Source organism: Rhodoferax sp., assembly GCF_023701345.1.
Classification (GTDB): Bacteria; Pseudomonadota; Gammaproteobacteria; order Burkholderiales; family Burkholderiaceae_C; genus Rhodoferax.
The window spans coordinates 1-15,791 of record NZ_JAMPXE010000081.1 but is presented as its reverse complement, the minus strand read 5'-3'; the positions used below and the strand labels follow the sequence as shown (position 1 = coordinate 15,791).

Genomic DNA, 15,791 nt, shown 5'->3' with positions numbered 1-15,791 from the left:
GTCGCGCCCTCCGACAGCCTGGCCCTGATGACGGCGCATGCCAGGTTGATTCCGGGCTACCAGGACGGCTTGCTGGGGGTGGCGCGCTCCATGCCGACCTCGGCGGCGGTGGACCGGGTGGCCAAGGCACTGGGCTTGCCGTGCTTCGAGACCCCGACCGGCTGGAAATTTTTTGGCAACTTGCTCGATGCCGGGCGCGTCAGCCTGTGCGGCGAAGAAAGTTATGGCACCGGCTCCAACCATGTGCGTGAGAAGGACGGGTTGTGGGCGATTTTGTTCTGGCTCAGTTTGCAGGGTGCGACCGGCCGCTCGGTCGAGTCGCTGGTGCGTGAGCATTGGCGTGTCTACGGCCGCAACTACTACACCCGGCACGATTATGAGGGCATTGCCGTGGATACGGCTGCTACCTTGATGGCCGATGTGCGCGCCGCCTTGCCCGACTTGTCCGGACGGAAGTTTGGTCTCCGCCAGGTGGTGTTGGCCGATGATTTTTCTTACACCGACCCGGTGGATGGCTCGGTATCGGGCCAGCAGGGCATCCGCCTGCTTTTTGACGATGGCGCGCGCGTCATTTTCCGGCTGTCGGGCACCGGCACCGAAGGCGCCACCCTGCGGCTGTACCTGGAGCGTTATGAGGCCGATGTGGCGCAGCAGGACCAGCCGGTGCAGCAGGCCATGGCTGAACTGGCGGCGATGGCCGAACAGGTGGCTGGCATCAGGGCGCGCACCGGCATGGCTGGCCCCACAGTGGCCACCTGACATAAAAATTAATCAAAGAGGAGTTTTTCATGGTGCATTTCGAAAAAAGAGCCCCGGAAACCCATCAGCTGGTGCGGCACACGGTGGCCTTGATCCTGGCTGGCGGACGCGGTTCGCGACTCAAGCAATTGACCGACACCCGCGCCAAACCGGCGGTGTACTTTGGTGGCAAGTTCCGCATCATCGACTTTGCCCTCTCCAATTGCCTGAATTCGGGCATTCGGCGCATGGCGGTGGTGACGCAGTACAAGTCGCATTCGTTGATGCGCCATTTGCAGCGCGGCTGGAGTTTCTTGCGTGCCGAGCTCAATGAAATGGTGGACCTGCTGCCGGCCCAGCAGCGCGTGGGTGAGGAGCATTGGTACCGTGGTACCGCCGATGCGATTTTTCAGAACATGGACATCATCCGTTCCAGCAAACCCCAATACATCGTTATTCTGGCGGGCGACCATGTCTACAAGATGGACTACTCGATCATGCTGAAGGACCATGTGACGCGCGGTGCGGGATGTACCGTGGGCTGCATTGAGGTGCCTCGCTCCGAGGCCTGTGCGTTTGGGGTGATGGCCATTGACGAGGCGCGCCAAATCACGGCCTTTGTCGAGAAGCCCGCCGACCCGCCGCCGATGCCGGGCAACGATGCGGTGTCGCTGGCCAGCATGGGCATCTACATTTTCAATGCAGACTACCTGTACCGCTTGCTCGATGAAGACCTGGCCAATCCGCAGTCCGAGCATGACTTCGGCAAAAACGTCATCCCGCGCGCGGTGGCTGACGGCCGGGCGCTGGCGCATCCGTTTGGCCTGTCCTGTGTCTCGCGCGCTCAGGATGTTGCGCCTTACTGGCGCGATGTCGGCACGATTGACGCGTTTTGGTCGGCTAACCTTGACCTGGCCTCCACGGTGCCCGAGCTCGATATTTACGACACCGACTGGCCGATCTGGACCTACCAGCGCCAATTGCCGCCCGCCAAGTTTGTCCCTGACAAGGATGGCATCCATGGTACTTATGCCAACACCGTGGTGTCCGGCGGTTGTATTGTGTCGGGCTCCTTTGTGGCGCATTCGGTGCTGTTTTCCGAAGTACGGGTGCATTCGGACTGCCATATCGACGAGGCCGTGGTGCTGCCCGACGTGACCATTCACCGCCATTGCCGCTTGCGCAAAGTGGTGATTGACCGTGGCTGTGAAATTCCCGAAGGCATGGTGGTGGGCGAAGACGCGGTGCTGGATGCGCAACGCTTTGAGCGCACTGAAGGCGGCGTGGTGTTGATCACCCGCGACATGTTGGCCCGGTTGAAGTAAGGTGAATTGTTCATGAAAGTTTTGCAGGTCAGTGCCGAGATTTTTCCGTTGCTCAAAACCGGGGGGCTGGCGGATATTGCTGGCGCCCTGCCGGGCGCCCTGAATGCCGCAGGGTGTACGGTGCGCGTGCTGCTGCCGGGCTTTGCCCCCATCATGGACGACCTGCAGTCGGCCAGTGTCTTGACCGAGCTGACGGCGCCTTGGGGCGAGCGCGTGCTGCTGCGCCAGGGGGTGCTGGGCAGCCTGGGCATCTCCGCCTATGTGATCGATGCGCCGCACCTCTACGTCCGCGCCGGCACGCCCTACGAGGACGCGCAGCGCCAGCCGCACCACGACAACCACCTGCGTTTTGCGCTGCTGGGATGGGTGGCGGCGCAGCTGGCGTGCGGGCTCGATCCTGACTGGCAGCCCGCCGTCGTGCACAGCCATGACTGGCATGCCGCCCTGACCTCGGCCTACCTAGCGTTTGGGCCCGCCCGGGGCCGCCGGGTGGCCAGCGTGTACACCGTGCACAACCTGGCGTATCAGGGGGTGTTTGCGCCGGTCCATTTTTTTGATCTGGGTTTGCCTACATCGGCGTTCTCAGTGAACGGCCTGGAGTTTCATGGCCAGTTGTCGTTCATGAAAGCGGGTTTGTATTACGCCGACCACATCACCACGGTGAGCCCGACCTATGCGCAGGAAATCCAGACGCCGGAGCAGGGCTGCGGGCTGGACGGCTTGCTGCGCGTGCGTGCCTACGACCTGAGCGGCATCCTCAATGCGGTGGATGAAGCGGTATGGAATCCGGCCACTGATGCCGCCATTTCCCATCGCTTTGATGCCAAAAAAACGACTGGCAAGGCGCGCTGTAAAGCGGCACTGCAGCAGGAACTGGGTCTGGCGCTGCAGCCCGATGCGCCGCTGTTTGGTGTGGTGAGCCGTCTCACCGAGCAAAAAGGACTGCATCTGGTGCTGGCCGTGCTCGATGGCCTGATCGCCCGTGGCGGGCAACTGGTGGTGCTGGGCAACGGCGATGCAAAACTTGAAGCGGCCTTCAAGGCATGCGCGCTGGCCAACCCGCAGGCGGTGTCGGTGCGTATCGGGTATGACGAGGCCTATGCCCACCGGATTTTTGCGGCCACCGATGTGACGCTGGTGCCGTCGCGCTTCGAGCCTTGCGGCCTGACGCAAATGTACGGCCTCAAATACGGCAGCTTGCCGCTGGTGCACCGGGTCGGGGGGCTGGCCGATACGGTGGTGGATTGCGCACTGGAGCATCTGGCCGATGGCACGGCCAATGGCTTTGTCTTTGTTGATTTCACGCCGCAAGCGCTGGATCGCGCCGTGCGTCGCGCGCTGGCGCTCTATGCCCGCAAAGAAGAATGGCGCAGCGTGCGCCAGCACGCCATGCAGCAGGAACTGGGGTGGGATCAAGCGGCGGCGCAATATGTGGCGCTGTACCGGCACCTGATCGCCTGAGTTGACTGAGCGGCGCGGCCTTTCTTGCATTGATTTTTTCTTTTTGGAGCTGATGACGCATGGCTGATTCATGGATGGCGCAGCGCGCCGCCGGGGTGGTATTGCACCCGACCTCGTTGCCCGGGCCGCATGGCATGGGTGACTTTGGCCCGAATGCGTATTTCTTTGTTGACTGGCTGCACGCGGCAGGGCAGACGCTTTGGCAAACGCTGCCGCTGGGTCCCGTGGGGCCGGGTGATTCGCCCTATATGGGTAGCTCGGCGTTTGCCGGCAACCCTTTGCTGGTGGCGCTGGAGCCTTTGGTGCAGCGCGGCTGGCTCGATGCTCAAACCCTGCAGGCCGATTGGGACGATGAGCGCGTTGACTATGCCGTGGTGAGCCCCTGGCGGCTGCAAAAACTGCGTCAGGCATTTGCCGGCTTCGAGCTGCACGCCTCAACGCAAGAGCGGTCTGAGTTGGCCGCCTGGGCTTTGAGTCAGCAGGCCTGGCTGGAGGATTACGCTCTCTTTATGGCGCTGGACCAGGCCTATCGTCCGGCACTTTGGCCCGAATGGCCGTCAGCGCTGGCCCTGCGCGACGCCGTGGCGCTGGCCAAGGCCCGCACCAGCCATGCGCGCGAAATCGATTTTTGGTGCTTTGTGCAATGGCAGTTCGAGTTGCAATGGCAGGCCGTCAAAAGCTACGCCCACAGCAAGGGCGTGCGACTGGTGGGCGACCTGCCGATTTTTGTGGCGCACCACAGCGCCGACTGTTGGGCCCGGCCTGACTTGTATGAACTCGATAGCACCGGGCAACCGCAGGTGGTGGCGGGTGTGCCGCCCGACTTTTTTTCGGACACCGGCCAGCGCTGGGGCAACCCGCTGTACAACTGGGCGGCCATGGCGCGTGATGGCTACCAGTGGTGGATTGAGCGGGTGCGCCGGCAACTGCATTTGGCTGACGTGGTGCGCATTGACCATTTTCGCGGGTTTGTCGATTACTGGGAAATCCCGGCCAGTGAGCCCGATGCCGTCAGAGGCCGCTGGCAGCCGGGCCCGGGGGCGGCATTGTTCAAGGCGCTGGCCCTGGCGCTGGGTGATTTGCCGATCATTGCCGAGGACCTTGGCATCATCACCCTGGAGGTCAGCGTGCTGCGTGAGCGCACCGGTTTTCCCGGCATGCGGGTGCTGCAGTTCGCTTTTTCAGGCGATGCGGGTAACGCCTTTTTGCCACACAACTTCGAACCCGGCACGGTGGTTTATACCGGCACCCATGACAACGACACCGTGCCCGGCTGGTGGGCCAGTTGCAGCCCGCATGAACGCGCCTTTGCCACGCATTACCTGGGCATCGATGATCATCATGCGGTGCATTGGGCCATGGTGCGCGCCGCGAGTTTTTCGGTGGCGCGTTTGTCACTGTGCCAATTCCAGGATGTGCTGGGGCTGGACAGCCAGCACCGCATGAACAAGCCGGGAACCATGGGTTGTTGGTCGTGGCGCTTCAAGTGGGACTGGGTGGGGGCCGATCTGGCGCAGTGCCTGGCCAATATCACGGCCGCCAGTGGCCGTACCGGATTTGACCGGCTGCGGTTTTAGCCGGGGTGCGATGCAGATGAAGGCGCAGGGTGGGGTGGTCTCGCTGGTGCAGAAGGGGCCTTGGTCTGTTGCAGCAACATCATGCTGTGCGCTGCCACGGGCAGGTTCATGCCGCCCGCCCCTTGGGCCTTGCTTTGGCCCCGCATGTGGCTGGTGTCCAGCAGCGCCTGCCATTGGCCGGGTGGCAGCACAAAAGCCTCACGCATGGCGCCGGCGTTGAACAGCAACAGCAAGGGGGTGGTGCTGCGCCCGGGTTTGCCAATGAGGCAAGCCAGGGTACGGCCGGTGGCATGGTGCCAGACCTCATGCTGCAGCGTGCTGCCGTCAGCGTTCCACCAGGACACGTCATGGAGCCCGTTGGCATTGGCGATACCGGTGTACCACTGATTGGCAAAAGGCTGCAGTTGGTGCCTGAGCGCCACCAGATGCTGGGTGAAAGCCAGCAAATCGGCGTCTGGCGTTGACCAGTCGATCCAGGTGGTGGCGTTGTCCTGGCAGTAAGGGTTGTTGTTGCCGTGCTGGGTGTGGCCGAATTCGTCGCCGGCGCACAGCATGGGCGTTCCCTGGGAGAGTAGCGTGTTGGCCAACAGCACGCGCTGCAAGCGCCCGCGCAGTACCGTCACCATGGGGTCATCGCTGGGGCCCTCGATACCGCAGTTGAAGCTCAGGTTGTCATGGTGGCCGTCGCGGTTGTCTTCACCGTTGGCTTCGTTGTGACGCTGGTTGTAGCTGACCAGGTCGCGCAGGGTAAAACCGTCGTGCGAGACCACGTAGTTCACCGACTTGGCCGGCGCGCGGCGCCTCTCCTGGTACAGGTCAGATGAGCCACACAGGCGCATGGCAAAGTCGCCGCGCGTGCAGCCCGAGGGCATTTCATCGCCAGCGGCTGCGCCTTGAACCCAGAATCGCCGCATGCAGTCCCTGAATTTGTCATTCCATTCCAGCCAGCCGCGCGGAAAACCGCCCACCTGATAACCGCCCGGCCCGGTGTCCCAGGGCTCGGCGATCATTTTGACGCGGGACAGCACCGGGTCTTGTGCCATGGCCACAAAAAATGCCGCCTGGGCGCTGAAGCCGGTGTCGGTGCGACCCAGCACGGGCGCCAGATCAAAGCGAAAACCATCGACGTGCATGTCTTCAACCCAATAACGCAAACTGTCCATCACCATTTGCAGCACCTTGGGCTGGCTCAGGTTCAGGGTGTTGCCACAGCCACTGTAGTTCTCATAATGGCTGGGGTCATTGGCCGACAAGCGGTAGTAGCTGGCGTTGTCGAGTCCGCGAAAGTTGATGGTCGGTCCGGACGCATCGGCTTCTGCGGTGTGGTTGTAGACCACGTCCAGAATCACCTCGAGTCCGGCCTGGTGCAGCGCGCGCACCATGCTGCGGAACTCATCGCGTGCGGCCTTGCCGTCCTGGTTGCTGGCCAGCTGCGGGTTGATGCAAAAGAAGCCGAGGGTGTTGTAGCCCCAGTAATTGGAGAGCCCCTGCCTGACCAGGCGTTCTTCGCTGAGACTGTATTGCACCGGCAACAGGCTGACCGCGGTCACCCCCAGGCGCTTGAAATGGCTGATGGAGACCGGGTGGGCCAGCCCGGCATAACTGCCGCGCAGTTCAGGCGGTAGCTGCGGGTTGAGTTTCGAGAAACCCTTGACATGACATTCATAGAGCACGGTGTCGGTCAGGGAAATGTCAGGGGCGCTGTCTTCACCCCAGTCAAACGCGTCCTGCGTGACGCGCGCTTTGAGCGCCAGTGCGACGTTGTCATGGCCGCGCTTGTGTCCCGGGAAATGGCGGTCAGGCGTGAAGTGTTCATCGCGCCAGTCGAATTGCCCGACGATCTCCCGTGCATAAGGATCCAGCAGCAGTTTGCTGGCGTCAAACCGGTGCCCCTTGTCGGGCCACCAGGGGCCATGGGCGCGCAGGCCATAGACCAGGCCGGGTTGTGCGCCCGGCAGGTAGCCGTGCCAGACGTCGACGGTATGACACGGAAATGGCAGGCGTGCCAGTTCCTGCTTGCCCTCGGCATCGAACAGGCACAGCTCCATGGCCTGGGCGTGTGTAGAAAACACCGCAAAGTTGACCCCGTGACCATCAAAATGGGTTCCCATGGGCCAGGGGTGGCCAGTTTGCAACTGGTAGGTGATCAGGTGGTCCATTCAAAAAATACGGTGGCGAGTGGGGGGAGCGTCAGCAAGACGGAATAGGGTTTGCCATGCCAGGGCACATGCTCGGTGCTGGCCGCGCCCAGGGGGGTGCCCACGTTGCTGCCACCGTAATGGGCGGAGTCGGTGTTGAGCACCTCGCGGTAGCGACCCGGTTGCGGCACGCCCAACCGGTAGCCTTGCCAGACTTGCGGCGTGAAGTTGCACACCACCACCGTGAAGGTGCTGGCGTCAAGCCCGTGGCGCGCAAAGCTCAGCACCGAGTGCGCGGCGTCGCTGTGTTCAATCCATTCAAAGCCTGCCGGTACAAAGTCCTGCTGGTACAGCGCGGGTGTGGCTTGGTACAGACGGTTCAAGTCACGTGTGAGGCGTTGAATGCCCGCGTGCTGTGGGTTCTCCAGCAGGTGCCAGTCCAGACTTTGATCATGGTTCCATTCGCGCTCCTGGGCGAATTCGCAACCCATGAACAGCAGCTTTTTGCCGGGGTGGCCAAACATGTAGCCCAGAAAAGCGCGCACATTGGCCAGCTGCTGCCAGCGGTCACCCGGCATCTTGGAGAAGAGCGAGCCCTTGCCGTGGACCACTTCGTCGTGGGAGATCGGCAGTACGAAGTTTTCATTGAAGGCATAGACCAGGCTGAAAGTCATTTCGCCCTGATGGTGCTGGCGGTAGATCGGGTCGCGTGCCATGTAGCTCAGGCTGTCGTGCATCCAGCCCATGTTCCATTTGTAGTGAAAGCCGAGGCCGCCGGCATAGGTCGGGCGCGACACCGCCGGGTAGGCGGTGGACTCTTCGGCCAGCGTGATGGCTTGCGGGCATTCCACACCAACCACCTCGTTCATGCGTTTGAGGAAGGCGATGGCTTCGAGGTTTTCGCGTCCGCCGTGTACGTTGGGAATCCATTCGCCGGCTTGGCGGCTGTAATCGCGGTAAAGCATGGAGGCCACGGCGTCCACACGCAGGCCGTCGACACCGAAACGCTCCAGCCAGTAAAGCGCGTTGCCGACCAGGAAGTTGCTGACCTCGGTGCGACCCAGGTTGTAGATCAGCGTGTTCCAGTCGTTGTGGAAGCCTTCACGCGGGTCGGCGTACTCGTACAGATGGGTGCCGTCAAAGTTGGCCAGGCCATGGGCGTCGCTGGGGAAATGCGCGGGAACCCAGTCCAGAATCAGTCCAATGCCGGCGGCATGGCAGCGCTGTACCAGACGACCAAAACCACGGGCATCGCCAAACCGGGAGGTGGGTGCGTACAGGCCAATGGGTTGGTAGCCCCAGGAGCCGTCAAACGGATGTTCGCTGACCGGCATGAGTTCCAGGTGGGTAAAGCCCATGTCTTGCGCGTAGGGAATGAGCGTGTCGGCGAGTTCATCCCAGGTGAGCCAGCGCTTGCCGTCTTCTGCCTTGCGCCGCCACGAGCCCGGATGCACCTCGTAAATGCTCACGGGGGCGTCCAGCGCGTTGGCGGCCTGGCGCTGCGTCGAGGGCGTGACTTTGCCCGGCAACTGGCCGACGACGCTGGCGGTGGCGGGGCGCAACTCGGCTTGCAGGGCGTAGGGGTCGGAGCGCGCCGGCAAGACTTCGCCGCTTTGCGTGCGGATCTCGAATTTGTAAAGTGAACCCATAGGCACGCCGGGCAAAAACAGCTCCCACACGCCGCATTCACGGCGCAGGCGCATGGGGTGGCGACGACCATCCCAAAAATTGAAATCACCCACCACGCTGACCCGTGAGGCGTTCGGCGCCCAGACCGCGAAGCGCGTGCCTGCCACTCCGAGCATCGTGGCTGGGTGCGCACCCAGCACTTCAAAGGGGCGCAGATGTGTGCCCTCGCCGAGCAGCCAGACATCCATTTCTCCGATCACCAATGGAAAGCGGTAGGGGTCGTCGAGCAGGCTGCACTGGCCGCTGGCCCATTGCACTTGCAATTGATAAGGTTCGGCGGGCGCAGCTTTGACCAATCCTTCAAAAAAACCGCTGGCACGCTGCTTGAGCAGACCCTGAATTTCATTTTGGGCATTGACCACCGAGACCTGGGTGGCATGGGGTAAAAAACAACGCACGGCGGTTTGCCCGGCGCCGGCCGCATGTGGCCCCAACACGGAAAATGGGTCGCCGTGATTGGCGTGGCAGATCATTTCAATGGCGTGGTGGTGCAACATGACAAGCGGCTCTAGGGTAAAGCAATGGGTCTGATTGTTGACTCAGCTGGGGTCTGGCGCAACATGCCAGATGTCCCGGGCGTACGCGGCAATGGTACGGTCAGAAGAAAACACGCCCATGCCCGCCACGTTGCGGATGGCGCGCTGGCTCCACAAAGCCGGCTGGCTGTAAAGCGCATCCACCTGCGCCTGGGTGGCGACATAGGACGCATAGTCGGCCAGCAACATGTAGTGGTCGCCGCCCCACACCAGCGAGTTGATCAGGGCGCGGTAACGCTCAGGTTCGTCCGGGGAGAACTGGCCTTCGCCGATGGCGTCGAGTACCGATTTGAGGACCGGGTTGTTTTCGTAGTGGTGCAGCGGGTGGTAGCCCTCGATCCGGAGCTGGCGCACCTCTGGCGTTTTCAGGCCGAAGATGAAAATGTTGTCATCACCCACTTGTTGCCTGATTTCAATGTTGGCACCATCGTCCGTGCCAATGGTGAGGGCGCCGTTGAGCGCCAGTTTCATGTTGCCGGTACCCGAGGCTTCGGTGCCGGCGGTTGAGATTTGCTCTGACAAGTCAGCCCCGGGCATGATGATTTCTGCCACCGAAACCCCATAGTTGGGGATGAATACGAGTTTGAGTTTGTCATCTACCCGGGGGTCGTTGTTGATGGTCAGGCCGATATCGTGAATCAGGCGGATGATGGACTTGGCAGCAACATAGCTTGACGCAGCCTTGCCTGCAAAAATGACGGTCCGTGGCACCCAGGACGCTTCCGGGTTGGCCAAAATGGCCTGGTAACGGCTGACCACATGGAGCACGTTGAGCAATTGCCGCTTGTACTCGTGAATGCGTTTGACCTGCACGTCAAACAGGCTGTCAGGGCTCACCTGAACACCCGTGGAGGATGCAATGTAGTGGGCCAGACGCACTTTGTTGGCGCGCTTGATGGCCATGAATTTCTCTGTGAATGCGGTATCGTCCAGACAGCCCTCCAGACGTTTTAACTGGTTCAGGTCGAGTCGCCATGTCTTGCCCAGGGTGTCGTCGAGCAGGGCGGAAAGGCCGGGGTTGGCCTGTGCCAGCCAGCGCCGGGGAGTGACACCGTTGGTCATGTTGGTGAAACGCCTGGGCCACAAAGCAGCAAAGTCCGAAAAAATGGTGTGTACCAGCAGTTCCGAGTGCAGTGCCGAGACCCCATTGACCTGGTGGCTGCCAACCACCGACAAATGGGCCATGCGCACTCGTCGCTCGCCGACTTCGTCGATGAGCGACAAACGCTTCAGAAACTCGGGGTCACCCGGACGGAAGCGCGCAGCATGGTCCAGAAATTCCTTGTTGATGCGAAAAATGATTTCCAGATGCCGTGGCAGCACATGCTGTAACAGCGATACCGGCCAGGTTTCCAGTGCTTCTGGCATCAGGGTGTGGTTGGTGTAAGAAAACGTTTTGCAGCACAAGGCCCAGGCCTGGTCCCAGTCAAAAGCGTGTTCGTCGCACAAAATGCGCATCAGTTCGGCCACGCCAATGGCCGGATGGGTGTCGTTGAGGTGAATGGCCACCTGCTCGGCCAGGTTGTCCAGCGAGGGGTGTTCGTCCAGGTGGCGCTTCACCAAATCCTGCATCGAGGCGGCGACAAAGAAATACTCTTGTTTGAGGCGCAATTCGCGCCCGGCGGGCGTGCTGTCGTTGGGGTACAGCACCCAGGAGATGTTTTCGTATTCATTTTTGGCACAGGCGGCGCGAGCATAGTCGCCCGTGTTGAAGGCGCCCAGATCAATGTGCTCCGGTGCCACCGCTTTCCACAAGCGCAATGTGCTTGTTTTTTCGGTGCCATGACCCGGGACCACCATGTCATAGGCTTTGGCGGCCACTTCGCCGGCGTGTTTCCATGCTGCCTTGCCGTTTTCATGCGTGACCCAGCCGCCAAAACGAACCGGGTAGGTCAGGTCGGGCCGTGGAAATTCCCAAGGCGTCCCGTCCTTGAGCCAGGAGTCCGGGTATTCGATCTGGCTGCCATTTTGAATTTCCTGGGCAAACATGCCGTATTCGTAACGAATGCCATAACCTAACGAGGGTAGTCCCAAGGTGGCCATGGAGTCCAGAAAGCAGGCGGCCAGGCGACCCAGGCCGCCATTGCCCAAGGCTGCGTCGGGTTCACGGCTGGCAATTTCTTCCAGCTTTTGGGCGTGTTGTGCCAAGCCCTTGGCAGCACCTTCGGTCAGGTCAAGTGCGGCCAAGGCGTTCGAGAGGGTGCGCCCCATCAAAAATTCCATTGACAGATAGACCACGCGCCGGGCCTTTTGCGTCCGTTCCTGCTCCTGCGTGGTGACCCAGCGCCTGGAGAGCTGAGCGCGTGCCACTTGGGCCGTGGCCTGCATCAGGTCGCTGGCCGAGGCACGATCTGGCGCTACACCAACGGTGTGCAGCAGGTGAGTGTTGATTTGCTCCAAAGGGGTAGCTGTGAGTGGCGTGGCAGAGACGTTCAAGTGGGTTCCTTGGGGCGTTGGCGAAATGGCGCTGAGATCGTATTTTGCATCTCAAAAGACTATGTTTTACAGCGCTGTTTCCTGTTGCACGCAACAGGTCTTGGTGCGACTCTATAATTGGGTCCATTCCGAGGAGCGTTGCAGCTCACGCCAGGGGCTCAACCCGGGTGCTGAGTGAGGCTTGGAACCCGCCGTGGTAAAAATCCCGGCGCTTCACAACGGCGCTCACCCACTGCATGTGAGGTGAGTTTTTCCCTTCCAGGCAGCGGTTTGAACTTTAATTTCTGGAGGGAACCATGAGCGCTGCATCAAAAACTGCCAAAACAAACGACTTCATCATTGCCGACATCGGCCTCGCCGACTGGGGTCGCAAAGAGTTGAACATCGCCGAGACCGAAATGCCGGGTCTGATGGCCATTCGTGAAGAATTTGCCAAAGAGCAGCCGCTCAAAGGCGCCCGCATCACTGGCAGCCTGCACATGACGATCCAGACCGCCGTGTTGGTCGAGACCTTGCAAGCGCTGGGCGCACAGGTGCGCTGGGCATCATGCAATATTTATTCAACGCAAGACCACGCCGCTGCCGCCTTGGTGGCCACGGGCACCCCCGTGTTCGCCTACAAGGGTGAAAGCCTGACCGATTACTGGGACTATACCCACCGCATCTTTGAGTTTGGTGGCAAGAAGGGCACTGCGACAGAAGGCCCGAACATGATTCTGGACGATGGCGGCGATGCCACGTTGTTGATGCATTTGGGCACCAAAGCCGAGAAAAATCCCAAGCTGCTGGACAACCCAAGCAGCGAAGAAGAGACCTGTCTGTTTGCTGCCATCAAGGCCAAGCTGAAAGTGGACCCCACTTGGTACAGCCGCCGCATCAAGCACATCATTGGTGTCACCGAAGAAACCACCACCGGCGTGCACCGCTTGAATGACATGTCCGCCAAGGGCGAACTGATGCTGCGCGCCATCAACGTCAACGACTCGGTGACCAAGAGCAAGTTCGATAACCTGTACGGCTGCCGCGAGTCTTTGGTGGATGGCATCAAACGCGCCACCGACGTGATGATTGCGGGCAAGGTGGCCGTCGTGGCCGGTTACGGTGATGTCGGCAAGGGCTGCGCCCAGGCCTTGCGCGCGCTCAGCGCCCAAGTCTGGGTGACCGAGATCGACCCGATCAACGCGCTGCAAGCGGCCATGGAAGGCTTCAAAGTGGTCACCATGGAATACGCTGCAGACAAGTGCGATATTTTTGTGACCGCGACCGGTAACCTCAACGTCATTACTTACAAACATATGGCGGCGATGAAAGACCAGGCCATTGTTTGCAATATCGGCCACTTCGACAATGAAATCGACGTGGCGTCACTGTCCAAGTGCAAGTGGGAAGAAATCAAACCCCAGGTGGACCATGTCATCTTCCCGGCCAAAGGCAAGACACCGGCCAAACGTATCATCCTGCTGGCCAAAGGCCGCCTGGTGAACCTGGGCTGTGGCACCGGCCACCCCAGCTTTGTCATGAGTTCCAGCTTTGCCAACCAGACCATCGCGCAGATTGAGCTGTTCACCAAGCCCAAGAGCTACAAGGTAGGGCAGGTTTATGTGTTGCCCAAACATCTGGACGAAAAGGTGGCGCGCCTGCACCTGAAAAAAGTGGGCGTGCAACTGTCCGAATTGACCGACGAGCAAGCCGCCTACATTGGCGTGAGCAAGGCCGGCCCCTACAAAGCTGACTCTTACCGTTACTAAGGACCCCATGCGTATTGACCAACTGCTGGTGCAGCGTGGCCTGGCCAGCACCCGTTCCCAGGCCCAGCGCCTGATTGCCGGGGGCGTGGAGTGGCAGCAAGGTGATGGCTGGCGGCGTGTGGCCAAGAATGGTGATGAGGTGCCAGAAGACGCGCCAGTGCGTCTGCTCGATGATTCGGAGGCGCGTTACGTGTCACGCGGTGGCCTCAAGCTGGAGGCGGCACTCAAGCGCGTGGGGCTGTCTGTGTCCGGTTTTCAATGCCTCGATGTGGGCCAAAGCACGGGCGGCTTCACCGATTGTCTGCTGCAACAAGGGGCTGTTTTTGTCGTGGGTGTGGATGTGGGCAGCGCCCAGTTGCACCCCAGTCTGCACGCAGACCCCCGCGTGTTGTGCGTCGAAGGTGTCAATGCACGTGCCTTGAAGGCCTCCGACCTGGTGGCTGCCTACGAAGAAAGTACCGGGACTGAAGGCCAATTTGAGCTGGAACAATCAGAGGACGACGCGGCGCTTGATTTCGTCCCCGAGTTTGACTTGATCGTGACCGACCTGTCGTTCATCTCCCAGACGCTGGTGTTGCCGGCCGTGGTGCCGCTTCTTAAAGCTGGCGGCGCATTGTTGTCATTGGTCAAACCCCAGTTTGAATTGCAGCCGGGCCAGGTTGGCAAGGGCGGCATAGTGAAAGATGCTGATATGTACCGCATCGTTGAACTGCGCCTGCGTGAAGCCTGTGCCGAACTGGATCTGCAAGTGACCCACTGGTTTGACTCACCGATCACCGGGGGAGACGGTAACCGCGAGTTTTTCATTGCCGCCATTTTGCGGGACAGGCCGTAGCGACGCAAAGTGCGACAGCGCTGTCTTCAACACTTCAGAACACTGTTATGTCTTCCATCTCACGTTTCCCCGTCAGCATTGAGTTCTTTCCGCCCAAAACGCCTGAGGGCGCCGAGAAGCTGCGCATTGTGCGCCACCAGCTTTATGCGCTAAAGCCCGAGTTTTGCTCGGTGACTTTCGGTGCCGGCGGTTCCACCCAAGAGGGCACGTTCAGCACAGTGCGTGACATTCTGAGCGAGGGGGTGAGTGCCGCCTCGCATTTTTCCTGCATCGGTGCCACGCGTGAGCGGGTGCGCGAGCAATTGGCCACACTGAAAGCCATGGGCGTGAAGCGCCTGGTGGCCTTGCGGGGTGACTTGCCGAGTGGTTATGGCACGGGTGGTGAGTTCCATTACGCCAGCGATTTGGTGGCCTTCATTCGCGCAGAGATGCCGGATGATTTTCACATTGAAGTGGCAGCCTATCCCGAAATCCATCCGCAGGCCAGAACCCCCGAGAGCGACTTGAAGGCCTTTGCCGTCAAGGTGGGGGCTGGAGCAAATTCGGCCATTACCCAGTATTTTTACAATTCGGATGCCTATTTCCGGTTTGTCGAGGACGCGGATGCGCTGGGCGTGCAAATTCCCGTGGTGCCAGGCATCATGCCGATCGCCAGTTCTTCGCAGCTGATGCGCTTCAGTGACGCCTGCGGCGCCGAGATTCCGCGCTGGATCAGGCTGCGTTTGCAGGGGTTTGGCGACGACACTGCATCGATCAAGGCTTTTGGTCTGGATGTCGTAACGGATTTGTGTGAGCAGCTCCGCGCCGGGGGCGCACCCGGTCTGCATTTTTACAGCATGAATCAGAGTGTCGCTACGCTTGAGATTTGCCAGCGGCTGGGGCTGGCGGCATAACCGACTTGGTGTCCATGCACCCTCTCAAGACGTGCAATGTCACCACTCACCCATGTAAGACAAGAAATCATGGATTGCGAGCGCTCCGCGTCGCGGTTTTTCTGCCGGTGGGTTGTGCATATGGGGGCAAGCGGGATTGTTTTTCTGACAGCAGAATTTTAACGAAAATTGAAAATCATAAGTGGTATGATTTGAGGCTCGGGTATTTAGTCGCACAGTGCAAGGTCAACCAGTTGGCTTTGCTTTTCTGATCAAGGTCAGTGAAATTTTTCTTAGAAATCCTAAAAATTTCTAAGAAAAACGCAAAAAAGGCGTGCTAGAATACAAGGCTTCGCTGATCACGGTGAAGCAAACAAGAAGCGGTGTTAAAGCTGCTTCTAGATCATTAAAAATATACAGCCGATAAGCGTGGGCG

At 60.3% G+C, this 15,791-nt stretch carries 10 protein-coding genes and 1 riboswitch; of the genes, 7 read left to right on the top strand and 3 right to left on the bottom strand.

Annotated features, from left to right (window positions below):
* From NDI87_RS11685 to malQ, 4 genes are all read left to right on the top strand, one after another.
* The coding region (locus NDI87_RS11685) for an alpha-D-glucose phosphate-specific phosphoglucomutase (protein WP_296275397.1) at nt 1-759 on the top strand (759 nt) is incomplete at its 5' end.
* Between the two features lie 29 nt (nt 760-788).
* Nucleotides 789-2,063, top strand: coding sequence for a glucose-1-phosphate adenylyltransferase (gene glgC / locus NDI87_RS11680; protein ID WP_296275396.1), 1,275 nt, complete (start codon nt 789-791; stop codon nt 2,061-2,063).
* Nucleotides 2,064-2,075: 12 nt separating this feature from the next.
* Nucleotides 2,076-3,524, top strand: coding sequence for a glycogen synthase GlgA (gene glgA, locus NDI87_RS11675; RefSeq protein ID WP_296275395.1), 1,449 nt, complete (start codon nt 2,076-2,078; stop codon nt 3,522-3,524).
* 59 nt (nt 3,525-3,583) lie between these two features.
* A complete protein-coding gene (gene malQ / locus NDI87_RS11670) occupies nt 3,584-5,101 on the top strand; it encodes a 4-alpha-glucanotransferase (RefSeq protein ID WP_296275393.1) in 1,518 nt (505 codons plus the stop codon).
* Here the strand turns inward: malQ and glgX are convergent.
* From glgX to NDI87_RS11655, 3 genes are read right to left on the bottom strand one after another with little or no spacing between them, the layout of a single operon-like run.
* A complete protein-coding gene (gene glgX, locus NDI87_RS11665) occupies nt 5,098-7,260 on the bottom strand; it encodes a glycogen debranching protein GlgX (RefSeq protein WP_296275392.1) in 2,163 nt (720 codons plus the stop codon). The genes malQ and glgX overlap by 4 nt on opposite strands.
* Nucleotides 7,248-9,425, bottom strand: coding sequence for a 1,4-alpha-glucan branching protein GlgB (glgB, locus tag NDI87_RS11660; protein ID WP_296275391.1), 2,178 nt, complete (start codon nt 9,423-9,425; stop codon nt 7,248-7,250). Before glgB ends, glgX begins: the two co-directional genes overlap by 13 nt.
* 42 nt (nt 9,426-9,467) lie before the next feature.
* Nucleotides 9,468-11,900 carry a glycogen/starch/alpha-glucan phosphorylase gene (locus NDI87_RS11655; protein ID WP_296275390.1) on the bottom strand — a complete coding sequence of 811 codons (2,433 nt, stop codon included), beginning with the start codon at nt 11,898-11,900 and terminating at the stop codon, nt 9,468-9,470.
* A 124-nt stretch (nt 11,901-12,024) separates the two neighbouring features.
* Nucleotides 12,025-12,134: riboswitch (S-adenosyl-L-homocysteine riboswitch) on the top strand.
* A 62-nt stretch (nt 12,135-12,196) separates the two neighbouring features.
* Between NDI87_RS11655 and ahcY the strand changes: the two genes are divergently transcribed.
* From ahcY to metF, 3 genes are read left to right on the top strand one after another with little or no spacing between them, the layout of a single operon-like run.
* Nucleotides 12,197-13,648 (top strand): adenosylhomocysteinase, encoded by a 1,452-nt coding sequence (gene ahcY, locus NDI87_RS11650; protein ID WP_296275389.1) that lies wholly within the window; start codon nt 12,197-12,199, stop codon nt 13,646-13,648.
* A gap of 7 nt (nt 13,649-13,655) precedes the next feature.
* Nucleotides 13,656-14,483 carry a TlyA family RNA methyltransferase gene (locus NDI87_RS11645; RefSeq protein ID WP_296275387.1) on the top strand — a complete coding sequence of 276 codons (828 nt, stop codon included), beginning with the start codon at nt 13,656-13,658 and terminating at the stop codon, nt 14,481-14,483.
* A 47-nt stretch (nt 14,484-14,530) separates the two neighbouring features.
* Nucleotides 14,531-15,376: a methylenetetrahydrofolate reductase [NAD(P)H] gene (metF, locus tag NDI87_RS11640; RefSeq protein ID WP_296275386.1), complete on the top strand. Its 846-nt coding sequence runs from the start codon at nt 14,531-14,533 to the stop codon at nt 15,374-15,376.
* Nucleotides 15,377-15,791 lie beyond the last annotated feature (415 nt).